Origin of the sequence: Pedobacter sp. Bi27, assembly GCF_918698255.1 — a bacterium.
Classification (GTDB): domain Bacteria; phylum Bacteroidota; class Bacteroidia; order Sphingobacteriales; family Sphingobacteriaceae; genus Pedobacter.
Genome location: NZ_CAKKMW010000001.1, coordinates 1,148,688 through 1,171,956, shown reverse-complemented (window position 1 = coordinate 1,171,956; position 23,269 = coordinate 1,148,688). Strand labels below are relative to the sequence as shown.

The window sequence follows — 23,269 nt, the reverse complement described above, 5'->3', positions numbered from 1 at the left end:
TTAGTATTTACCAACAAATGAAGACTTGTCTTCGAACATTTTACCTATAAGTGGAACAGGTTTTAATGCACCGTTGGCCGCATTGATAATGCCCATAATCCACAAGACGATAAATACATAGCCAATTAAGCCTAAAAATGATAAACTGGGTACCATACTGGCAATGATGGTAAGAGCCACGCTAAAAATAATATTTACAATAGCCAATCCAAGCGACTGCCTTAAGTGGTATTTAAGTAAAGCATCAGCTTTGTCTTTTCCGCTGAAATAAGCTACAAGCCATCCGATAATGGTAATGTAGGAAATGATTGAAAGGGTTTTGTTGTTCATGATGTCTGATTTTAGATTGAAAAATTATTTAGGTCAAAGTTGAGATTAAAGATTGCCGTTTGAAAGACTTCTCCGCCTACAGAACATCTACTGTGTTTTTTAAAAACGTCTACAATACATCTACAGATGTTATTAAGTTATTGTTAATGAGTATTTTATATTTTTTTGTTGTTTTTAGCTTTTGTCTACAATTTTGCCCAAGCTCCAATCTTTATACTAATTTTACGATATGAAGCATCTGGTTTTTAAAAACATATTACTCTTGATTGGGATCGTTATAGGTTGTTATGCTGCTAAGGCGCAAAGCTTATTGGATAGTACAGCGCTCGATAATTTAAGTGAGAAGGATAAACCAGCCCTGCTTACACAACTGGCAGAAAGATATAGGACTAATGCAAACTATGCAGCCGCAATTGCAAAGGCGCAACAAAGTGTAAGTTTGGCCATAAAACTCAAAAACTTCACCGAAGCCACAAAAGCGTATACCATGCTGGCTAACGTTTATGCAAATATGAAGCAGTTTGCTTTGCTGAAAAAAACAAGCGATACCACTTTAGCTATCGGGCAAAAGGCACAACAGCCTATTGCCTTAGCTTATGCTTATTACGCGCAGGCTTTATTCTACAATGCTATCGATAATAACGAATTGGTAACTAAGTATTGCCAGATGGGGCTTAAAATGTTGGAGAAAAAATACGATCCTTACCTTACTGCCAAAATATATTACCAGCTATATGCACTGAATACCAGGTGGGACGATGTAAAAAATGTAAATAGATATGCTCAAAAGGCCATTGAAAGTGCGCTTAAAACTACCGACTATAACCTATTGAGTAACTGTTATATTGCGCTGTCGGTAGCTGCTGATTACAATTTTGCAGCAACAAAAAGAGAATTACAGCGGGATAGTATTATTTACTACTTAAATAAAGTACAAGATCTTTATAAACAGTACCCTCAATATATTGCCAGAAAAACATACGCTATGGCTTGTATCAATAGTGCAGATTATTATTTGAAATACTTTCCTGATACGGATCAGGCTGCGAAAGCAAATGCCATTCGGTATGCAAGCATGGCCAACGAGGTAATGAAAGGAGTGCTGAATGGGGAAGAGGTTAGGGCAAGCAGTTTGGGTATTTTGAGCGAATACGCCAAAAGAGATAAAAATATGGCCATGACTGAAGGGTATTTACAGGAAGCCTATAGTATGATGAAAGACCAGCAGGCGCCTTATTATTACACGCTGATCAATATTGTAACGGCATTGTCCAGCTTTTATGAGCAAAATGGCCATTACGAAAAGGCACTTGAGTTTCAGAAGAAAGCAACAGCATACAATAGTAAACTTTTTGATCAGAAGCAGGCTTTAAATGCTCAAAAACTAGAAGTACAGTACGAAGCTGAAAAAAAAAACAATGAGGTGAAGCTGTTAAAACAGAGCGAAAAATATGCGCAGCAGCAGAAGTATCTATACATTGGTATTGCAATCGCTTCTTTGCTTGGCCTGATATTTATGTTCCGTTCCTATCATTTCAGGCTTAGGTATTCACTGCAGCGTGAAAAACAGCTGCATCTGGAAAAGCAGGATGCCGAACTGCAGATGAGGCTGGAAAAGGAAGAGCAGGCAAGGTTAAAGGTAGAGCAACTGTTATTGGAAAGCCAGCAACAGCAGTTGCAGAAAGAAGTGATGGCCAATCAATTACAATTGGAGCATAAAAAAGAAATGCTTTTTCAGATCAAAGAAAAGCTCAGCGCCAACGATCAATTGAATATTAATAAAATCTGGAACGAGGAACTGCTTTTGGACAATGACTTTGAGCAAGCTAAATTTCAGATCCAACAGGTGCATCCAGAGTTTTTCGCTCTGTTAAATCAACGGGCACAACAAAAACTCACCTCGCTAGACTTAAAACTCTGTGCTTACCTTCATTTAAAAATGGATACCAAAAAAATTGCCCAGCTGATGCATATCGAAGCCAAAAGTGTGCGCATGAGCCGCTACCGCGTTAAACAAAAACTGGGGCTTGACAAAGAAGAGGATTTGAATTTATTTTTGCAGAAAATGGCTTAAAGCTTTAGTTTTCTAAGTGTTTATTAAGGCGAAAAACAGGTTAGTGCAAACGGTTAAGCAAGTTGAACTGTTTCCGTACTTCGGCCAATACCTGTTCTTTTTTATTGATTATTTTGCGCATTTTCAGCTTGTCTCTTGATAATTGCCCTTGTTGACGTATTGCAGCATCTCGTATTTTTTCAGTATTTGTTTTATTTTGACTGATCTGTTGCTGGGCAATAATTAAGCGGTCAAAAACTTCGAATTCTTTAACAGCTTTATAATATTTGCCTGTTGCCAATTTTAGTTCGTTGCCATATTTAATATCTCCTGTTTCCAGTGTATTTATTTCACTGATGATTTTATCAAATGCCTGTTCCTCTTTGGTTATTGCCTGCTGGGCGCATTTAAAATCACCAGCAATAAGGCACTTCAGTTTCTGTTCATTAGGGCCGTTTTTGCCGAGCATTATATTGAAGGCAACCCGTTCTTTTTGCTCCAGGACTGTTTTTAAATGGACTGCTTTTTCAGACTGGCAAGAGGAAACAATCAAAATCAGCACAAGGAAAAGGATGTTTCTTGGTATCATAACATTTACGCAGGATTTATAAATTATTTTCTGGTCAGGTCTGTGATTAACAGCAGATTATCCTTTTTCAGTTTTTCTATCAGTTCTTGTACAGCACCTATTGTAGGGCTTTTTTTCAAATCTTCTACTTCTGCATTGGTAATGCCAACCAACTGTAAAAAGCTTACTTCGCCATGAGGGGTTTCTATTTTTCCCAGTTCGGGATCTAAGGCAAAAACAAAGCCTGTTATTGCTGTTTCTGTATTTAATCTTATTGGCCCATTTGCTGGGATAAAATGATTTTCTTCAAACCATTTACCGCTCGAAAATACGTACCGGGCCAGATTGTTCATTACGTTTATGGCCCAGATAGGATCACGCTCATCATCTTTAAAAGGCGCCAGTCTAAATGTAAACTCAAAGCCCCATTTGCTAAATTCTCCGCCAGCTTTCTCCTCGTTATAATACAGTTCACTCATGCCATAACTGATCATGTGCCGATGGAAAGTTTGGCGGCTGCTATCATAAATACTGGCGCCATCTATTGGGTCTGTGCCGCCAGCTGCATAATGGATTCCGCACAACGGTGGGTAATGGCGCGCTTCCGTATTGCCATATATCTTCTCCAATTGATCATCTATCGCCTGCCATCCAGGTGTATCTTCTGTGGTAAATTGCTGTTTGTAGATTTCCGGGTTCATTATCGTTTTTGTTGAATGTGATGTGTTAAACCAGCTCAAAGATTTTGCCATTATTCCCATAACAATTGTTAAGGGATTATCATAACACGTTTTCTGCTGTTGGCCGCTGCTTCTATTGGGAAAATATTGTAGTGCCGTCAATAGTCAGCGTTTTTACGTAAAGACTCATCTGCAGAGCGTTGCTGCCGTTGGTCATGTAAACGCTTTCAGACGAAGCTGCAAGCTGTCCGTCTGTAAATTAATGTTAAGAAGCGAAATTGAATTTTCCTTCAAATATTTTTCCGATGAGTGGAACAGGTTTTTCCAGCTCGTTGTTGGCCGCTATGATGCCTAGCAATAACAATACAAACGGAATGAATAAAATGAGGTAAAAAATAGCACCTAAAGATGGAATAACCGCTAAAATAATACTGCTCAAAATGCTTAAAAGAACAGATGTGATGATCAGCCCGAGCGATTGCCCAAGATGATAATTAACCAGTTTACTTTTTTCTGTTGATTTTTTAAACTCCAGGTAAGAAATGATCCAACCGATTATTGTTATGTAGGCCACAATAGCCATTGTTTTTTGTTTCATCTGATTAAATTTTTGGTGAATTGAATAACTCAAAGTTATGGGCGTTAAAACCGTTAGCCAAGAAAAGGCATACTACACAGCGGCTACCTATTTTTTAAATAGTGTCTACAACGAGACTACAAAAGCCGTTTAAACCGCTATATCGCAATTATTTGTTATACTTCTGCTTTTATAAAAGTGTTTCTTTTCTATTTTTGAATATGCAGCTACCACTGAAAACTTTGTTAAGCCTCTTTATCTGTCTTTTCTTTTTTTTTAAAAGTGCAGAAGCCCAAAAAATCTATATCGATTCTTTAAACCATTTACTTGCACAAGAGGGTATAACCAAAGAGCTGCGTGTAAATGTATTGTGCAAGCTGGCGAAAGCCAATTTTGAAAAAAAACTCCCACTATCTTTCAAATTGGCCGATCAGGCCCTTCAGGTTAGTGCGGGGCTAAAGGATGGGGAAAGTAAAGCGATGACCTATGCCACGCTGGTGTATTTATATGTTTGGAAAAAAGACATGAAAAACGCTTATCAAAGCCTTGATAGTGCCATGTACTATGCAAAGAAAACGAAAGACAGGGTTACCTTAGGTTTTGTATGGTTTAGAAATGGCTGGTTAGATCTTGTTAATGATGAGAATGATAAATCTATTACCAAAATGTTTAAAGCACTCGATTTTTTTAAGGGCGAAAATGCTTACGAATATGAGAGTGCCATATATCATTACCTGGCCAGCTTTTATGGTTATGGGAACAACCCATCTAAACAACAAAAATATGCCGATCTATGCTATCTAACGGCAGTAAAAAGCCAGCAAGTGGATCTGTTGAATAATGCTTATTTTACCATAGGACAAGCCTTTTTTGATCGCTTTAAGCTAGATACTACAAAACGTAATCTACTGGATTCGACTTTAAAGGTTTACAAAAAATCGCTTTGGCTCTCTAAAAAACAAGAAGGACGTTTGCTCGTATACAGCAATACCGCCGCAGTAGCACTAAATACAGCCAATACTTATTTTCAATACTTTCCTGCAAGCTATCGCGATAGCGCCGAAAAATATGTTGATGAGGCGATTGAAATTGCCACAAAAACGAATTTATTGGAGGTTTTATTAAATTGTTATGGGCTAAAAAGTGAATATTACGTGCGGGATGGTAATTATGACCAGGCTGAAAAAATATTATTAACCGGTTTGAGCAAAATAGAAAATGGAGTAGTTAAAATGCCGCTCACAAAGTCCAGGATATTTCAGGGACTGTCAAATATCGCTGAGAAAAAGGGCGATAAGGCGGCAGCGCTAAATTATTTAAAAGAATATATCGCGAATTATAAAAAAGCTTTCGATGAACAGAAAATAAATAACACCGTCAGGATTGAGGCACAATATCAGTCTGAAAAAAAAGAACAGGAAATCGCCTATCTTCATCAACAAAGCGCTTACACGAAAAAATTAAATGTTTTCTACATCATTTCGGGACTTGCCGGGATACTAGCCTTACTTTTCCTATTGATCTCCTACAACTACAAACTTAAAGCCTCCGTCAGGAAACAGGAATTAATTGATCAGCAAAAGGATGCGGCAGAACTAAAAGCACAATTAAAAGAAGCCGAAGCTTTACAGTTAAAAGCCGAGCAAGCTTTACTGAAAGAACGGCAGGAGCGGTTGGAAAAAGAGGTATTAGCCGGTAATTTGCAGATTGAAGAAAAAAATGAGCTACTGGAACTCATATCAGACAAGGTAAACAGCGAGAGCCATCTTTCGCTTGATGAACAGATTAAACGGATTGTCAATCAACAGAAAAAGATGGATAAAGAGTTTGAAGAATATAAAATAGACTTTTTTGATACCAATCCTGCTTTTTTTGAACGCCTGCAAGAGAAAGCAAATCCTACACTTACCCGGCTCGATTTAAAATACTGTTCATATATGTTAATGGGGCTAACGAACAAAGAAGTCTCCATTCGTTTAGGTATTGAGCCTAAAAGTGTGCGCATGAGCCGCTACCGGATTAAACAGAAACTAGGGTTGAGCAAAGAAGATGATTTGAATTTATTTTTGCAAAATATAGGTTGAAATCTTAGATAGTTTTTAGTTTTTCATTTTATAAGCTAAGAAATCTTTAAGAATTTTTATAAATTGTGAAACACATGTAACAAGTTTTTCTTAAACAGAAATAACCAAATTATTTAACCTATAAAACTATTTTAATGAAAAAAATATTAACGTTCTTCATCTTAATTTTTACTTTTTCTGAATTCTTGTTTGCTCAAAATACCGCTTGGCCGGAAATGGGTAGTGCTAGTCCTGTTGGTATTGGAACAACTTCGCCTGTTGCAAATGCGAAATTAGATATTCAAGGTAATGGCTTAAACATAGGTAATAATGCAAGCCTAAATGCGACATTGCACATTGGGTCCTCTTATGGTGGTTTCGATCGGCTAACACAAATTCATCCATCACTAGCCAGTAAACCGGCGTTAAATTTAATGGCATCAACGGATGCAAGCAATAACCATCTATGGTGGGCCTGGGGGGTACTGGAAAACACTGGTACGTGGGTGCTACAACCAAATACCGGATTTGGGGGATCGGTTGGAATGTTTTTAACAAGGGCAGGGAATCTAGGTGTTGGTACCGCATTGCCCTCTGCTAAATTAAGTATATCCAGCAATTCGGGCAGTTCTTTAACTGGCTTAGCTTCAGTTGCTGATTTCTCATCAAGCTATGTTATGGATAGGGCCCGTATTTCCATTGGTAATACATCCATCGGATCATCCACAAGCGCTGCTATGGTTTTCTACGGATATAATGACAATAATACTGCGCTTGAAAATAAATGGGAAATTGGAACTGATTTATCTGCTAACCATGGCCGTGATCTGTATTTTTATAATACTAATATTAATAACGCTCAGATGTTTATGCATGGAAATGGAAATATTGGTATAGGAACCAATACACCTGATGCAAAATTAGCAGTAAATGGAGTTATACATTCAAAAGAAGTTAAAGTTGACATGACTGGATGGCCAGATTATGTTTTTATTCCATCATACAAATTAGAGTCATTGCAAAAGCTTAAGTCTTATTTGATTAAAAATCAGCACTTACCAGAGATGCCGACAGAAGCTGAAGTGGCCAGGAATGGTGTTAATTTAGGGGAAATAAATAAGCTTCTAGTAAAGAAGGTTGAAGAATTGACTCTATATTTAATCGAAAAAGATGAAGAAGTAAGGTCTCAAGCAGATAAGATAAAACTTCAGCAGGATCAGATAAATGATCTGTCAGCAAAAACAGATAAAATTTTGGAAAAGTTAAAGATTAACAATAAGTAAAATTTAAATAGCACTTCAGTTATCAAAAACCAATTCATTGAGTCTAGAAGATAAACATTTTATATTGTTTATCTTCTAGACTATTGTAACTAATTTTTAGCCAGTGTTGGGCTTGGCCGGTAATAAAACTCTTCTTCTTCAAAGTATCATCCTCTCTCTTTTCTGTGTGTTTAGCGGGTATTTATTATTTTTTTTCAAAAGCCATTCATGCCTAAATAAAATTTAAGACCCTGCTAAATAAACATCGGTAAGGAGTAATTATTCTAAGTTTTTTAATCGTGGTGTTGAGGAGGATATTCTAATTTCTTTACGCTCTTGGGGAGAAGAGAACTTGTAAAAAAGCAGCCAATAAGTGATGGCCATAATCAACATACCTAAGAGCGCACTGATTATATCATTCCTTTTCATACTGGTTTCGCTACAAAAAAAATGCCGATACGCCGATATTGATCCTAATTTCTTCTTTTTTTTTATCGATTTCTTAATTTTTTAATAACAATTTACAAGTCTGATTTTCGGAAATAACGGGCTTTGGGCACGGTGTAAACAAAAGAAGCCAAAATAATATCGCTTTTTTGTTGCGATAATATATTTCGCTAATACTCGGAGGCAATAAAGTTTTATTTCTTTGGTAGTGCGCTGGAGTTATTGTTGTTTTGATTGATGTTTTCTGTCCTAAATAATGGTGCCTGATAATTTTTAGGTAAGTAATCTGCTGGGATGGTGGTGGCATTTCCATCTCTGAGCGCTTTATAATGTGGCGACATAATTTCTACTCCGGCCTGGTTAAACTGATCCTGTATGTTTGCATGCAAAGCAGAATAGATTACGGCCTGCCGGTTTGGCGATTTTGTAAAGGCATTTAATCTATAACTTACATAATAATCGTCAAGGCTGGTTTGAAGCACATATGGCTTCGGTTCAGCATCAACAAGCTCAGTAGCAAGTGCAGCATTAATGAGCAGTTCATGCACTTGCCTCCAGGGCACATCATAACCAATAGTTACTGTGGTATGAATAATGAGCCCCTTTTCAAGCGCTTCAATACTAAAATTTACCGTATGGTTATTCATCACGGTGGAGTTCGGGATAGAAACCACCTCGTTCTGGATAGTGCGTACCCTGGTAACCAGCAAAGTTTTTTCAATAATATCTCCTGTAACTTCTCCAATCTTTACCCGGTCGCCTATCCTAAAAGCCCGCATATAGGTGAGTACCAGACCAGCAACAACATTTCCGAGCGCACCTGCTGATCCGAAAGTGAAAAGAACACCCATGAAAACCGAAACCCCTTTAAAAACACCCGAATCAGATCCCGGGAGATAAGGAAAAATGACAATAAGCATAAAAGCCAGAATTAACACACGGATAATCTGATAGGTAGGATTGGCCCAATCTTTATAAAAACCGGGTATAGTGAGTTTACCCCGTTCGATCTCCGTTTTGATAAACCTAACAAAGCGGATCACATACCTGAATACCACCAGAAGAACCAAAATAGTCATCAAGTCTGGAATATAGTTCCATACTGCAATACCAATTCTTTTAAGTGGACTGAGGATATAATTCAACAGGTTAACAGAGAGATCACGCGTAAAGGGGAAAATTCCAAACAGCACAGGAAAAGCCAGATAAATTACTGCCAGAATAACCCCATAACGAATGATTTTTAAGAGTATCGTAATTATAGCCAGTTGACGGTTCACATCTAATAACTCATAGTTTTTGATTTTTATACCATCTTTAAAACGTCCTTCTGCGGAGAAAAATTTGGTTGATATTTTTCTGAAGAGCCTGTTAATAAGGTAGATTAAGCCAATTACCACTGCAACAACCAATATTGTCAATAAAATTTCCCTCAATAGCACTTGCCAACTGGTATCGTGAACATACTTATCGAGGGCGGCCACTACCCGTTTTTTGATTTCTGCGGTATAAAGCGTCCGGTCGCTTCTGGCCCATAATGCATCCTGATCGGTTATAGAAAGCAATAAGGTGTTACCATAAAGCAGGTCGGTAGTTTGTTCGGCAGGGATAAGCTTAAGTGAATCGGATGAAAAATTCGCACCATCACCCACTCTTTCTAGCCTGTCAGCCACAGCTTTTGCCCTGTCGGTGGCACTAAAACTGCCCAGTTTGGCATAAATAAAATAAATTGTGTCGCCATTAAATACAACCGGTACGCCTTTTATAATCTTGCGTAAAGAATCTATCTGACTTATCTGGCGGAAACGATGGATGGAATCCCTTTTTTTGAGCGATTTTAATTCAGCCATTAAACTTTCCCGTTGCAATTTGTCTGTTGTTCCCAGTGCGCTTACACGTTGCTCTAGTTCTGCTCGCTTAAGTGAATCAGAAAGCCGCTCCGCAGAGAGTTGATTTACTTTATTGAATTCGTTTTCTAGCTTTCCATTCTTTAGGCTGTCTGATTTTAAGGTTGTGCTGTCCTGTCCAAAGGTGTAAATAGATACAGCAGCATTTAGCAGAAAAATAGATAATGTAAAAAATTTCGTCATGTTATCTTAGGCTAGGTTAGCGAAAATAGCCAAAAATAATGAAGAAATTCAGGCATTTGTTATGGCTTTTTAACCGCATAAGGTTCCTGTTTTAATATGTTAATCTTGGCCAATTGTGTTGGTATAATGTCCCATCCAGCAAGAATATGGGAGTGAATTTAAAGCAGCCATCCTCCACTATCAAACACAGGTAATAGTTAAATTTGAGCTAGTTTATTATGAGCTGTAAATTAGATAAAGAGAACAAAATGAGCAGAAAATATAAGTTCTAACAAAGAGGGGCTATTTTTGGCAGCTTTGCAACTGTGTTTTGGATTGATGTTTTGTTAGGTTACAATATTTTAACATTTTGATAGAGCGTTTAGATTATTGTAGAAAGAATAAAGATATGGAAGTTTATACATTAATATTTAGCGCAAAAAATAATAATCGAGGCGATATGCTACGCGATTTTAAAGTACACATGGAATTTGCCATTTCCTCGCTTGCGCGCCTATGGACATGTGGTGAATAAATAGATTTGTTGCTACCTTTAAGTCCAGGCAAGTAGCCAACTGGTTTGCTGTTAATTGCCGACGACAAGTTGATACATGGAAATAAATAATGGATATAGAAAATAAAATTAAATACGTTTGTTGTGGTTTTTTTACGATCGAAAAGGATGCGATTTCAACGATCTGCCCAGTTTGTTTTTGGCATAAAGATTTTTATCAGGAGGAGCATATTGATGATGATGGAGGACCGAATTCAATCTCTTTGCGAGGGGCAAAAGTGAATTTTAAGTCTTTTGGGGTTATAGAGAGGGAATTTTTAGATTTTGTAAGACCACCTAAAGAAGATGAGATTGAAGGATAAAGTAGCTTTAGTATAGAATACAAGCGGGTATTAATCAATGTGCTGGTGCGAGTTTTTAACTTGTACCAATATAGAAAAGCCATAGTTCTAAAATTTAGAAAGTCGTAATCTTAAACTTTCATAATTTTCGAAGCATAATAATCATAGATTATCTAAATTGCTGTCAAGCCTATTGAGCTGTGGTCAAACGAAGTAATTGATCAAAAAGTCGATTATATTCACAATAATCCAGTTGAGGCAGGCTTTGTAACAGAAGATTACCATTGGAAGTATAGTAGTGCAATAGATTTCTGGAGAAAAGGGTTTGTTAGAAATTGATATGATTTAAGCTAATTTGGATACGAGCTACAAGCTCGCACCTGCTCGGTGAATTTTTTAGAAATTAATGCATTGATTTACCGAAAGCCCAAATCAGGCTTTGCTAAGGCCGTGGGCGCTAAGACTTGTGTTGGATGGAGGAAAAGATTCAATTTTGTGAATTTCAAACACATGGATTTTGTCCAAATTTTAAGGACTTCTCCTTGCTAAATCAATTTGCTATATTTAGCCTATGATGCGCTCTACTACAATTTTCCTTTTATTATTTTCCTTTCACCTTTCGGCAAATGCTCAAAAGAAAATGGTTGTTAAGGAGGATACAGTTTTGGCCTACACTTATCAGGAAGCCTCTATAACAGTCTCTTCTCTAGATAAATTGCCGCCTAATATACAAAAGCAGGTTGAAACGATAATGAAGGACTCTTTTTGGGAATTCAAAGATTCTCTCCATTTTATCAATGCCCAGATTGTTGATGTACTAAAATACCTCGAGGATGGCGATTCCCATAAAAGGCACTGGGTTGTTCCCAAATACGAACTTAACTTTTACTTAAAGGATACCCCTATTGGAATCCAACGGTACAACATCACACTTCACCTGGATGATTATGGACAAATTCTGCAACTCAATTGGCCAAGAGAAGGAGCGGGGAGCAGAAAAATGTTCCTAGCACGCAAAGCTATACAAGAATTCGCATTCAAGGAGGCAAAAAAACGCAGATACAACCTTCACAAGTTTGAAGTACGTTTTGAATATAACGAACAATTTCGCCGGCTTTGCTGGGAATTTTCTTTCTTAGACCACATGGAGATAGGTGCCGCTTATTACAATTTCGTAACAGTGCCCTGGGATGAGTTACTTATAATCGATAGCACTGAAAAAGACAACTAATATGGTTTGTCAACGAATTTAAATAAGATTAGGGCTATTCATATTCCCCTGCTAGTCCGAGCAAATTGCAATTTAGATAAAATGTGCTGGTGCGAGTTTTTAACTCGTACCAATATAGAAAAGCCATAATTCTAAAATTTAGAAAGTCGCAATGACTGCTTTGGATGTTTAAACGAGCAGGAGAAAAAAATAGCAATGTAACAAATGGCCAGTTTTGGCAAGAGCATAACAAGCCTATTGAGCTGTGGTTAAACGAAGTAATTGATCAAAAAGTCGAAGTATAGTAGTGCATTAGATTTTTCTGGAGAAAAAGGTTTGTTAGAAATTGATATGATAAGTTAATTTGGATACGAGCTACAAGCTTGCACCAGCTCGGGCTTTAATGTTGAACTGTTCCAAAATGGTTTTGTACAGCTCAAAGGAAGTATAATGATACTGATGCATTACACCAGTCACAATGTTACGAATCTGTTGTCTGGTCGGTTTCTCTCCGTAAATAGCCCCTGTTTAAAAGGTTGTTATCCAGTAGTATTTAGTTTTTAGGGCTGTACTTGTTTGGAATATGGAGATTGCAGATAAACTATTTTTGTAATTTAGTTCAAAACCTTAAACATAACCAAATGAAATCTGACGGTAAAGTAGGAGATAAATACCCTGATCTTGATTTATTCTTTCTTGAAAGCTTGGGCTTATACCATGCAAAACAGCGGAACGATCAGGAATGTCTCATTGACGACCAGGGTGAGATTGTATATACAACCCGGCAGAATACCAGTCGGGAACACTATTGGACCAATTTTTCTTATAGACATCTGGATAAGCTGGATGATGAGTTTAACAAGAAAATAAGCTACTGGATCCAGTTTGGTTTAACTCATTCTATGTCGGTTTCTGTATTTGGTTTTAAAAATAAGCAGGTATTTCCGCTGCTCGAGCAGGAACAAATTATATGGGCAGAACCGCTAAGTCCTTCAAAGATATTGATTCAGACAGCTGTGGGTAATACGGATCCACATTTCAGGTACCAGATCGGTATTTATGATATTGAAAAAAATGAGCTGAAAAATATCCTCAAAACCCGTTTTGGAAATGGACCAGACGAAAATTCGGTATTGCTGGTTCATAAAATATATGGCACAGAATACCTGTTTTCAGTGCAGACTGATAGGCGTAAAGACAGTGAAGAGGACTTCGATCATGATATCAATCTCCTTTATAACTGTCAGGGCGAAAGACTAACGGATTTTGAAACAACCATAGGTCAAAATGGCGAGAAAACATGGTTTGAGCCGGGTAAACGCAGTTTGGGAATTACCTATAGAATGATGGAAAGTCCTGTCCGTATTTCTTCCAGCTTTTATCACAATCGCTTTCAGGTGTACAATTCTTTAATTGATGCCAAGGGTAATCATTATGGTGATTTTTATTATATATATGGACAAAGCCCTGGTTCTCTAGGTAAAACGTCCACACGATTACCTAAATATATAGATAAAAAATTATTGTGTCTTTCAGTTCCTTTTGAAAATAACCAGTCTCCCTGTCTGGCAATCTTAGATGAAAACCACAATATATTGCAGACCCCTTATGAATGTCCGTGGTTATTTACTTTTATATCCAGGGCTTTAGTGAAGGATAAGAAAATATTTGGTGAAACCTGTATTACTGTGCTTGATTCCGAAAGTTATGTGAGGCTGATTGACTTGAATGGGCAGGAAATATCAGAAACGCGTCCCATAAAATTTGAGGGCCTGATGGTTAATTATCTTAAGCTATTTATGAAACAAATAGACATCAGCTGAAGACCAAACAAAAAGCCTGAAATCTTATGATTTCAGGCTCTAATTTTCAGCGGAGAGTGGGGGATTCGAACCCGCGGACCCTTTAACAAGTCAACAGTTTTCAAGACTGCCGCAATCGACCACTCTGCCAACTCTCCGCTGCAAAAGTACGAACTTGCCGCAAATCTGCAAATGATTTCCATTCAAATATTTGCATAAATATTTTAAGCGTTGCTAATCATTTAGTTAGCTCGCATAAAAACTTTCAAAAAAACAAATAATAGGCCAGTAAAGGCCATTTTAGCTACAATTTTGGGCTTTAGGTTTAAACTAAAGCGCCTCTTTATGGTAAATTTTTTCCCGGTCTACCGATAAAACACCATTTCCCTCAATTGCAAAACAAACGAGTCCGATTAAAACGGAGACCGAAAACCAAAATTCTGAATAGGGTTTAAAAATTCCACCAGAAATATTTACAAAGAATACCGCCCCGATCAGTATTGGTAAATTAACCAGGCAGAATACACGGGTATGTGTGCCCAGGGTGATGGCTAAGCCCCCAATTAGGTGTAACATAATAATCAGGTGCGCCAGTAAGCTAATGCTCACAGCCGTGCCTAAGAAAGCGCCCCTCATTAAATTACTAAAGGCTGGCATATTGATGTAAAAATCAATTCCCTTCCAAATTAAAATAAGGCCTAATAAGATTCTAAAATAGTCTAACCATTTTGGGTGATGGTGATCGCCCCAGATCTGGATTTTCTTAAGCATGTTCATAACTTCTATATTTTGGTTATGACAATTTACGGAAAAATTAAGAAAATAACAATGCTTAACTATTTGATTTTAAGGCTTTTTTTTATCAATAGTTTTACTGTTTACATAATCAGTTGGCGACATGCCGAACTGTTTGGCAAAGTTTCTGCCAAAGTGCGATTGAGAGCTATAACCAACCATTTCTGAGATTTCGTAAATTTTCAGTACCCCTTCATTTAAAAGCTCGGCCGCTTTTTTTAGCCTTGCCAAATTAATCAGTTCATTGGGGCTAAGGTTAGAAATGGATTTAATTTTCCGGTATAAGGTTGGCCGGCTCATATTCATCTTTTCTGCCAGATGTTCGACGTCCAGATCCTGATTGCTGATATTCTTGTTAATGGTATCCTGTAATTTTTCTAAAAACAGTTCGTCTGCCTTTGAATAAGCAATACTTTTAAGGTGGAGCAGGGGAGAGCTCGCGAAATATGCTTTGATTTTGTTCCTGTTTTTAATCAGGCTCGAAATCTGTACCTGTAAAAACTCAGGAGAAAAGGGCTTTTCCACATAGGCATCGGCACCCAGTTCTAAACCTTCAATTTTAGATTGCAATGAATTTTTTGCGGTAAGCAGGATAACGGGGATATGGCTGAATTCTAAGGTAGATTTTACTTTCGCACAAAATTCGAAACCGTCCATTTCGGGCATCATTACATCGCTAATGATGAGCTGAACAATTTCACGCTGTAATATTTCTAATGCTTCTATCCCGTTTCTGGCCTGTAATACATGGTATTTTTCTTCCAGATCATCTGAAATGAAATCAAGGATATCTTCATTATCATCAACCAGCAACACTACAGATCTTTCCATATCTTCAGTATCTTTTATGGCCAGCTTGCCTACAATTTCTTCCATTTTCCGTTCAGGTTAAATTCTATAAGTTGATGGATAGGCAATTCCAATACAAATATATTAAAATCATGGTCATTAAAATCTAAATAAAGCTCCCCGCTATGCAGTTGAGCAAGCGATTTTGAAATCGATAAACCTATTCCGGTTCCTGCCTTAATTTCTGTTTCTTTGCCCCTAAAAAAAGGTTCAAATATCTTGTCCTTAATTTCAATTGGGATGCGATGTCCATCGTTTTTTACCACCACAGCAAACTTATCGCTTTCCTGCAATGATAAATTGATCTGTACCATGGTTTTTCCGTACTTAATGGCATTGTCTACCAAATTGCTGATCATTTTGTAAAAGGCCTCTACGTCGATATAGGCAAGGAGCTTTTTCTCAGGTAAATGAAGGTTGTACTTCATCTCATGCTGTTCTGCAGCAGGTTGAAACTGAAGAAATACGTCTTTCAGGATTTCTGAAATATCGGCTTTTACGAAATTTAATGAAAATTCGCTGGTTTCGGTTTTTCTGAAATCCAGTAACTGATTGGTCAATTTGAGCAACCTATCAGTGTTTCGCTCCATAATCCGTAAATTCTTTTCTATAGTGGGTACGGCATCAGCCTGTTTAATCAGTTTCTCCATCGGTCCGATAATCAGCGTAAGGGGTGTTCTGATTTCGTGGGCAACATTGGTAAAGAATTCGATTTTCGCCTGATACACTTCTTTTTGTTTTTCATGCTCAAAAACTTCCATCCGCCTGCTGTTTTTTAATGCGATTTTTCGGTGGTAGCTTCGCACCAGCAAGAAGATGATTCCACCTGCCGCGATCAGGTAAAACAGATACGCCACAGGGCTAAGGTAAAAAGGAGGACTGATTTTAATCAGTAACTTCGCGTTTTTGGTGCTCCAGCTACTACTTCCTTCAACCAATGCTTTCACTTCAAAAATATAATTCCCAGGGGCAAGTTTGGTAAAATAAACTTTCCTGTTGGTTTTTAAATATTCCCAGTTTTTATAAAGCCCGGTCATTTTATAGGCATACTCTGTCATTTCGGGAGAGAGATAACTTAATGCCGCAAAATCGATACTAAAAGAAGATTGGTTGTAGTTAAGTTCAATGGTATCGGCATAAACGATCGATTGATCAGAAACAGAATCTGCCCCATTTAAACCGATTTCTGAACTATTGATCTGAAAGCCGGTTAAAAATACAGGGGTTTCGTATGATGTTGCTTTTAAGTTGGCCGGATTGAAGCTGACCAGCCCTTTTACACTCCCAAAATAGGTTCGGCCATCCTCATCCTGATAGGCAGAACTGTAGTTGAACTGATCGGTAAGCAATCCATTGGCTTTAGTATAGGTTTTGTTTAAACCCATAGAGGGGTCAAAATGGATAAGTCCCCTGGTACTGCTAATCCAGAACTTATTTGCGGCATCTTCTTCAATGCGGAAAAGGTAATTACTGGGAAAACCATTTTTTATACCGTAACGCTTAAACTGATGTGTTTTCTGATCAAACCTGCAAAGTCCGCCACCGTCTGTGGTTACCCAAATCTGTTGTTTACTATCTTCAAAAACACTATTTACGGTGTTATGACTTAAACTTTTCGCATCCGTCGGATTATTTCGGTAGTTCACATAGCCTGGTTTGGATAAGTTAAACTGAAATAAACCATCATTAAAACTGCCTGCCCAGATATTACCCTTGCTGTCTTCGATAACCGAATAGTAAAAAATAAAGGGGAGGCCGGCAACAGGTTCAAAATCATCACGTTTTCGGTTATAGCGATAAATCCCGTTAATGGTTCCAACTAAAATTTCACCAGACCGTGTTTTACAGAAAGTAACAATAAAATTGGTGCGTAAGGCATTTCCAACGCCTGCCTGGTAATGTTTAATTACCTTTTCTGTTTTCAGGTCTAAAACATCCAGCCCGTGTTCGAAAGTGCCAATCCAGAGTTTGTCGCCATCAACCAATAAACCATGGATATTGGAATAGGCAATGCTTCCGGGTTTTCCATCAGGTAAGAAGTGTTTAAATATTCCTGTTTTTACCTCAAGTTTGTTCAGCCCGGCATCTTCCGTACCAATCCAGAAATTTCCGTTGCCATCCCTTGTAATTTCCCTAACGTCGCTTCCACTGATCGAGTTTGTGCCTTTTTGAGGAAAGTATTTGGTAAAGAGTGAAGTATGGCTCGAATAGTAATTTACACCGCCAAAATAGGTGCCTGTCCAAACGCCTCCTTCGCGGTCAAGACAGATGGTGTAAACGGCATTATCGCTTAAAGAATAATCGTTATTGTACTGTTTTTTAATGTGGATAATCGCTCCGTTTTCGTCATTGTAAATGTAAATGCCCGATTCGGTGGCAATCCAAAACTCATGAGGGCCTGTTTTTTTGATATCCCGTACAAAAATTGGCGTTTTATCATCGTTTAACCGTAATATATTTTTCGATGCTAAAGTAACCGGATTAAAGAGTTTAACACCCTGATTGGTGGTGCCAACCAGTAAATTTCCATTTTCGGTTTCGGCAATTCTGGATACCCAGCCGTATTCGGTTTTTGCATTTTTACCGTTGATGTTAAAACGCTGAAAATTATTCGTCTTGGGGTTATATTTTTCGAGGGTTCCCTTTCCGGTACTGATCCATACGCTGCCATCTTTTAAAACCGTTACCAGTGAGGCATCGAAAGGTGCATTATGGGTAAAAGCCCGTACTTTCTTACTGCGTTTTTGATACAGGTATATTTTGAATGAAGATAAGATCCATAAATTTCCACGCTGATCGCTCGCCAGATCTATAATCCGCATCCCTTTCGTTTCTTTGATGATGCTGAAGCTTTCTTTTGCCGGATCGTATTGATACACGCCGCTGTTGGTACCTACCCAAAGTGTTTGCTGCCGGTCGTGGTGAAGGGCATAGATTAAATCGTTGCCTAAACTGCCAGCCTGCTCTGGCTCGTGCCGATAGGTTTTAAAAGAATAACCATCAAACCGGTTTAAGCCATCTTTCGTGCCGAACCACATAAAACCGTTTCCATCCTGCACACTGCAAAAGGCTGTATTGTTAGAAAGTCCGTTTTCTACCTGATAATGCCTGAAATAATAAGGTTGCCCCCACACGAGGTGCACCGAAAACAAAAGACATAAGAGGATGAAGAGTTTTTTCAAGATATCTTGGTCAGCTGCATCAAATATATTAAAGAAATGCTTTGCTTTCAGGCTAAATTGAATTTGAGCAGATAAGTAGAAAGATTGAGACAGATCGGTCTTGTGCAACGGAGCAAGTTATATTATTTGTGCTTCACCATCCTAAATGTGCCAGCCTCCCATTTCCAAAAAAGAACAGTCGGCTAAGCAACATATCGGTAACGCGATAAAACTATCAATTGCGAATTTCAAATTAATCTGGGCGTTACCTAAGCTGCGCAAAGGTCGGGCTTTTCAGGGCTGCGCTGCGCTTCGGTACCGATGAAGGATCGGTACTGAACCCTTACAATCCCTAACGCAAAAACCCAGCGTACAAAATCTGCAAAGTCTGACTTCTATAGCACTACAGGCCCGTGTTAAATAAACCTGATAAAACGTAAAGCCCGGATCCCGATTTTTTCTATCGGGAGAGGACTTGGAGTGATAGCAGGACTTCCCTAACCGAAATGTGCCAGCCCCATCGTTTCCAAAAAACAATCACCTAAGTCACCTGAGCAATCTATCAGTAGCGCGACAGGCTTGTGTTAAATAAAGATTTTTCTAGATTTGAAAACTGTAAACTGCCAATTTCAAATTAATCTGGGCGTTACCTAAGCTGCGCAAAGGTCGGGCTTTTCAGGGCTGCGCTTCGCTCCGGTACCGATGAAGGATCGGTACTGAACCCTTACAATCCCTAACGCGAAGCTACTGCATTAAGACTTTGCGCGTAATTGCTTGCGCTCGTTTCCTAACGAGTGCTTAAATAGATAAACGATTTTATCGTTTGAAACGACAAACTATTCAACGCTCGTTAGAAACGAGCGTTAGCACAAATGGTGGCCACAGGGAAGAGTCATCATCCGATAGTTATCGGATGCAAGGTTGCTTCCTCGAAAAGTCGTCATCTCGACTGGAGCGCAGTCCCGAACTTTTGGGAGAGAGATCTATCTAGGCAGATTTAGCTTCGCTGAGCCTTCGGGTTCTCGACTGCGTTGCACTTCGCTCGAAATGACGAAAGCTTGAGGGAACAATCTCCTTGAACTTCTATGTCATCTATAGTGATTTTTATAAAATAAATTATTCCTCAGGATGACCCATTGAGCGGCATTTTCCGTATTTCTGAGCCTCCGTGGCTAAATACACTCCTTCAATACAAATCGAGACAAAATGAAGAAAGATTGATACAAATGCGTATCCCTCTGAAAAGCTAAAAACCGAATCTTTGGATAAGAATTAAATAGAACTAAATCCATTTACTTCTATAACTAACCAAATCCCTAACCTAATATGAAAAGAAGTTTATTCTCTTATGGTGGCTTTGTCTGCCTGGATTGGTATCCGCTTCAAAAAATGTTTTTGAAACGCAAAGTCCTCTCCGCTATTTTTACTTCCATCACCTTAATCTTACTTTCCCTTCAGCTCGTTGCCCAGGAGCAAACAGCTGTCACCGGAACAGTAACCGACGAAAAGGGCGAAACGGTTGTTGGTGCCAGCATTAAAGTTAAGGGTACAAACACAGGAGTAACTACCGATGGCAATGGAAAATTCAAAATTCAGGTAAGCGATAAAAATGCAACCCTGATCTTTATTTATGTGGGCTATGCCAATCAGGAAGTTGCATTAGCTGGCCGTACGCAAATTAATGTTAGCCTTAAGCCATCTAATAACGATCTGTCAGAGGTTGTTGTGGTAGGTTACAACACACAGAAAAAGGAAGCCATTACGGGTGCCATTTCATCAATCAGCAGCAAAGATCTCGAAAAAGTTCACGGCGGTTCTACCGTAAGTACAGGCTTGGCCGGAAAGCTGCCAGGTGTATCTTTCAGGATGCCTGACGGCAGACCTGGTGCGAGCGCCAATATCCAGATCCGTAACATGGGTAACCCGCTGTATGTTATCGATGGTATTCAACAGGATGCTGGCCAGTTTAATAATATTTCGCCTAATGATATCGAAAGTATCAGTGTGCTTAAAGATGCATCGGCCGCTATTTATGGTAGCAGGGCATCAAACGGTGTAATATTGGTTACCACTAAAAGAGGAAAAAACAGTACCCGCAATACTTTTAGTGTTGATGCTTACACGGGTTGGCAGAACTGGGTGCGTTTCCCGGAAACAACCAATGCTTACCAATGGAAAGTGGGACAGGCTACTGCAGAAATGAACCAAAACGGCGCAACCAGCATTACCCAGGCCGAACTCGATAAATGGAAAGCAGGAACAGAATATGGCTATCAAAGCCAAAACTGGAAGGATATTATTATTGCACCTAACGCACCCCAAACTTCAGTAAACCTAAGTGCTTCGGGTGGAAGTGACAGGGTAAACTATTACTTTTCTGCTACCCGTTTGGATCAGAAAGGTGTATATGGAACAGCAAGGGAATTCGAATTTAACCGGACCAATATCCAGAGTAATATCGAGGCTAAAATAACCGACCGCTTTAAGGTGGGTATGCTCATCAATGGCCGTATCGAAAGCCGTGATCAGCCAGGTGTACCGGGGGGAGATGATTATTGGGCTGCCCGTTTTGCCTTATTGAGGAACAGACCTACTGAACAGGCTTACGCCAATGGCAATCCGAATTACCCAAATGATATCGGACACAATACCGAGCAGTTCGCTGTACAGAGTAAAGCGCTAAGTGGTTATTGGAAATCAGACTGGAGGGTTTTACAGACAAATTTATCAGCCTCTTACGAAACGCCTATAAAAGGCTTGGAAATTAAAGGTTTATATTCTTATTACATTGCCGATAACGTAATCAACGGGCACGAGTATACCTATAATGTATATACCTACCATCCTGAAACAGGCATTTACGAACAAAAAGTAGGCAGTTCAAACCCTTATAGAGAGCGCAGAAACGAAAAAGTATATACCAATACCTATCAGCTTCAGGCTAATTATAACCGCACTTTTGGTAAACATACCGTAGGTGGGGTATTGGTAGCTGAGCGCTTAGACCGTTTTAGAACCTATACCTTTCAGCACGCTGTACCACAGACTAATATTTTACCTGTGTTGCAGTTTGCCGATATGGATGGGCAGGATTTTTCAGACACACAGAATGAAGAGGCCCGCGTTGGTTATGTGGCCAGGGTAAATTACAACTACGATAACAAATATTATTTAGAGTTATCCGGTCGTAGAGACGCTTCTTGGAAATTTGCACCAGATAGGCGCGTGGGTTATTTCCCTTCGGCATCAATTGGATGGAGAATTACGCAAGAGAAATTTATGAAATCGCTTTTGGGCGAAAGCAATATCCTGAACGATCTGAAACTCCGTGCCTCTTACGGGCAGCTTGGGGATGATAATGTGGATATCGATCCCTTTGCTTATATCCCAGGTTATAACTACAATCAGGGCAGTGTGATATTGGATGGAAAAAACATCACTACTTCGAGGGATAAAGGCCCTATTATCAATAACCTAAGCTGGTTTAAAAGCAAAATAACCGATATCGGTATTGATTTTTTAATGTTCGGTAGTAAACTTTCCGGAACTGCAGATTATTTTTATAGAAAACGCACTGGTTTAAAAGCCATTAAAAACGACGTAATTGTTCCCATTGAACTGGGATACCCGCTAAATGCTGAAAACCTGGAGAGCGATGCACAGTTTGGAGGAGAATTCTCTTTAAACTATAGGGATAAAATCGGTGAGTTTAACTACAATGTTGGTGGAAACATTTCCATTAGCAGAAAAAAACTTTTAGAAAGATATAAACCACGTTTTGGTAACTCGTGGGAGAATTATAGAAGTAATGGTACCAATAGATATGCTGATATTTTTTGGGGTTACGAAGTAATCGGTCAGTTTCAGAGTATCGATGAGATCAATAATTACAAAGTGAATATTGATGAAAAAGGAAATCGTTCTTTACTCCCTGGCGATTTAATTTACAAGGATCAGAATGGCGATGGGATTATTGACGGTTTAGACGAAAGACCGATAGGTTATACCACATCAGGGCAACCGAATGTGGGCTTTGGTTTCACCATCGGTGGCTCTTATAAAAACTTCGATTTTACCGCCGATTTTTCTGGAGGTGCCATGTACTCCTGGAACCAGAATTGGGAGCAGCGCTGGGCATTCCAGAACGGAGGCGCTTTACTGCAGAATTTTGCTGATGACAGTTGGCACCGTACTAATCTTTACGACCTGAACAGTCCATGGGTGGCCGGTAAATATCCTGCAATCCGTTTTAACGACCGCGACCATAGTAACAACACCAAAAACTCTACTTTCTGGTTGCACAATGTGAGGTACCTAAGGGCACGTACACTGGAAATTGGTTATACCTTGCCAAAAAGATGGGCAGAAAAAATCAAGATCCAGAATGCAAGGGTATATGTAAACGGATACAACCTATTTTCTATCGATAACCTGAAAGAATATGGGGTAGATCCTGAAATTGCAGACGATAATGGATTGCAATACCCACAGAACAAGTTCTTTAATATAGGTCTTAAATTATCGCTATAACATGAAAAAGACTAATCA

General features: G+C 38.7%; 15 protein-coding genes and 1 tRNA gene. 7 read left to right on the top strand and 9 right to left on the bottom strand.

Annotated elements, in window-relative coordinates; genetic code table 11:
* Positions 1–330 carry a DUF4870 domain-containing protein gene (locus tag LQ227_RS04720; protein ID WP_230145585.1) on the bottom strand — a complete coding sequence of 110 codons (330 nt, stop codon included), beginning with the start codon at positions 328–330 and terminating at the stop codon, positions 1–3.
* Between the two features lie 229 nt (positions 331–559).
* Between LQ227_RS04720 and LQ227_RS04715 the strand changes: the two genes are divergently transcribed.
* Complete coding sequence (locus LQ227_RS04715) at positions 560–2,404, top strand: hypothetical protein (RefSeq protein WP_230148462.1); 1,845 nt, start codon at positions 560–562, stop codon at positions 2,402–2,404.
* 40 nt (positions 2,405–2,444) lie between these two features.
* Here LQ227_RS04715 and LQ227_RS04710 read toward each other — a convergent pair whose 3' ends face one another.
* The 3 genes from LQ227_RS04710 to LQ227_RS04700 all read right to left on the bottom strand — a co-directional run bounded on the left by LQ227_RS04710 (position 2,445) and on the right by LQ227_RS04700 (position 4,229).
* The gene (locus LQ227_RS04710) at positions 2,445–2,972 is read right to left on the bottom strand and encodes a hypothetical protein (RefSeq protein WP_230148461.1); all 528 of its coding nucleotides are present in this window, start codon (positions 2,970–2,972) and stop codon (positions 2,445–2,447) included.
* A 23-nt stretch (positions 2,973–2,995) separates the two neighbouring features.
* Complete coding sequence (locus tag LQ227_RS04705; RefSeq protein ID WP_230148460.1) at positions 2,996–3,652, bottom strand: suppressor of fused domain protein; 657 nt, start codon at positions 3,650–3,652, stop codon at positions 2,996–2,998.
* A gap of 244 nt (positions 3,653–3,896) precedes the next feature.
* Complete coding sequence (locus tag LQ227_RS04700; RefSeq protein ID WP_230148458.1) at positions 3,897–4,229, bottom strand: DUF4870 domain-containing protein; 333 nt, start codon at positions 4,227–4,229, stop codon at positions 3,897–3,899.
* A gap of 200 nt (positions 4,230–4,429) precedes the next feature.
* Here LQ227_RS04700 and LQ227_RS04695 point away from each other — a divergent pair, with 200 nt between their 5' ends.
* Positions 4,430–6,292: a LuxR C-terminal-related transcriptional regulator gene (locus LQ227_RS04695; protein WP_230148456.1), complete on the top strand. Its 1,863-nt coding sequence runs from the start codon at positions 4,430–4,432 to the stop codon at positions 6,290–6,292.
* A gap of 134 nt (positions 6,293–6,426) precedes the next feature.
* Positions 6,427–7,554 carry a hypothetical protein gene (locus LQ227_RS04690; protein ID WP_230145579.1) on the top strand — a complete coding sequence of 376 codons (1,128 nt, stop codon included), beginning with the start codon at positions 6,427–6,429 and terminating at the stop codon, positions 7,552–7,554.
* Positions 7,555–8,174: 620 nt separating this feature from the next.
* Here LQ227_RS04690 and LQ227_RS04685 read toward each other — a convergent pair.
* Positions 8,175–10,070 (bottom strand): mechanosensitive ion channel family protein, encoded by a 1,896-nt coding sequence (locus LQ227_RS04685; protein ID WP_230148454.1) that lies wholly within the window; start codon positions 10,068–10,070, stop codon positions 8,175–8,177.
* A gap of 603 nt (positions 10,071–10,673) precedes the next feature.
* On the opposite strand from LQ227_RS04685, the gene LQ227_RS04680 reads away from it, so the two are divergent.
* From LQ227_RS04680 to LQ227_RS04670, 3 genes are all read left to right on the top strand, one after another.
* Entirely contained in the window at positions 10,674–10,925 is a 252-nt protein-coding gene (locus tag LQ227_RS04680; protein WP_230148452.1) for a CPCC family cysteine-rich protein, read from the top strand.
* A gap of 550 nt (positions 10,926–11,475) precedes the next feature.
* A complete protein-coding gene (locus tag LQ227_RS04675; protein ID WP_230145576.1) occupies positions 11,476–12,135 on the top strand; it encodes a hypothetical protein in 660 nt (219 codons plus the stop codon).
* A gap of 620 nt (positions 12,136–12,755) precedes the next feature.
* Complete coding sequence (locus tag LQ227_RS04670; protein WP_230145575.1) at positions 12,756–13,937, top strand: hypothetical protein; 1,182 nt, start codon at positions 12,756–12,758, stop codon at positions 13,935–13,937.
* A 50-nt stretch (positions 13,938–13,987) separates the two neighbouring features.
* Here LQ227_RS04670 and LQ227_RS04665 read toward each other — a convergent pair.
* The 4 genes from LQ227_RS04665 to LQ227_RS04650 all read right to left on the bottom strand — a co-directional run bounded on the left by LQ227_RS04665 (position 13,988) and on the right by LQ227_RS04650 (position 18,742).
* A tRNA-Ser gene (locus tag LQ227_RS04665) sits at positions 13,988–14,074 on the bottom strand.
* Between the two features lie 172 nt (positions 14,075–14,246).
* Entirely contained in the window at positions 14,247–14,693 is a 447-nt protein-coding gene (locus LQ227_RS04660; protein ID WP_230145574.1) for a DoxX family protein, read from the bottom strand.
* A gap of 69 nt (positions 14,694–14,762) precedes the next feature.
* The gene (locus LQ227_RS04655; protein WP_230145573.1) at positions 14,763–15,587 is read right to left on the bottom strand and encodes a response regulator; all 825 of its coding nucleotides are present in this window, start codon (positions 15,585–15,587) and stop codon (positions 14,763–14,765) included.
* On the bottom strand, positions 15,572–18,742 hold the full coding sequence (locus LQ227_RS04650; RefSeq protein WP_230148450.1) for a two-component regulator propeller domain-containing protein: 3,171 nt from the start codon (positions 18,740–18,742) through the stop codon (positions 15,572–15,574). The genes LQ227_RS04655 and LQ227_RS04650 overlap by 16 nt, the downstream gene beginning before the upstream one ends.
* 1,305 nt (positions 18,743–20,047) lie before the next feature.
* On the opposite strand from LQ227_RS04650, the gene LQ227_RS04645 reads away from it, so the two are divergent.
* Entirely contained in the window at positions 20,048–23,251 is a 3,204-nt protein-coding gene (locus LQ227_RS04645; RefSeq protein WP_230145571.1) for a TonB-dependent receptor, read from the top strand.
* Positions 23,252–23,269: the final 18 nt, after the last annotated feature.

Excerpts from the sequence above, each read along its gene's own strand:
- LQ227_RS04700 (WP_230148458.1), bottom strand. The coding sequence starts at position 4,229 with ATGAAACAAAAAACAATGGCTATTGTGGCCTACATAACAATAATCGGT.
- LQ227_RS04705 (WP_230148460.1), bottom strand. The coding sequence starts at position 3,652 with ATGAACCCGGAAATCTACAAACAGCAATTTACCACAGAAGATACACCT.
- LQ227_RS04655 (WP_230145573.1), bottom strand. The coding sequence starts at position 15,587 with ATGGAAGAAATTGTAGGCAAGCTGGCCATAAAAGATACTGAAGATATG.
- LQ227_RS04675 (WP_230145576.1), top strand. The coding sequence starts at position 11,476 with ATGATGCGCTCTACTACAATTTTCCTTTTATTATTTTCCTTTCACCTT.
- LQ227_RS04685 (WP_230148454.1), bottom strand. The coding sequence starts at position 10,070 with ATGACGAAATTTTTTACATTATCTATTTTTCTGCTAAATGCTGCTGTA.
- LQ227_RS04670 (WP_230145575.1), top strand. The coding sequence starts at position 12,756 with ATGAAATCTGACGGTAAAGTAGGAGATAAATACCCTGATCTTGATTTA.
- LQ227_RS04660 (WP_230145574.1), bottom strand. The coding sequence starts at position 14,693 with ATGAACATGCTTAAGAAAATCCAGATCTGGGGCGATCACCATCACCCA.
- LQ227_RS04690 (WP_230145579.1), top strand. The coding sequence starts at position 6,427 with ATGAAAAAAATATTAACGTTCTTCATCTTAATTTTTACTTTTTCTGAA.
- LQ227_RS04695 (WP_230148456.1), top strand. The coding sequence starts at position 4,430 with ATGCAGCTACCACTGAAAACTTTGTTAAGCCTCTTTATCTGTCTTTTC.
- LQ227_RS04710 (WP_230148461.1), bottom strand. The coding sequence starts at position 2,972 with ATGATACCAAGAAACATCCTTTTCCTTGTGCTGATTTTGATTGTTTCC.
- LQ227_RS04715 (WP_230148462.1), top strand. The coding sequence starts at position 560 with ATGAAGCATCTGGTTTTTAAAAACATATTACTCTTGATTGGGATCGTT.
- LQ227_RS04680 (WP_230148452.1), top strand. The coding sequence starts at position 10,674 with ATGGATATAGAAAATAAAATTAAATACGTTTGTTGTGGTTTTTTTACG.
- LQ227_RS04645 (WP_230145571.1), top strand. The coding sequence starts at position 20,048 with ATGAAAAGAAGTTTATTCTCTTATGGTGGCTTTGTCTGCCTGGATTGG.
- LQ227_RS04720 (WP_230145585.1), bottom strand. The coding sequence starts at position 330 with ATGAACAACAAAACCCTTTCAATCATTTCCTACATTACCATTATCGGA.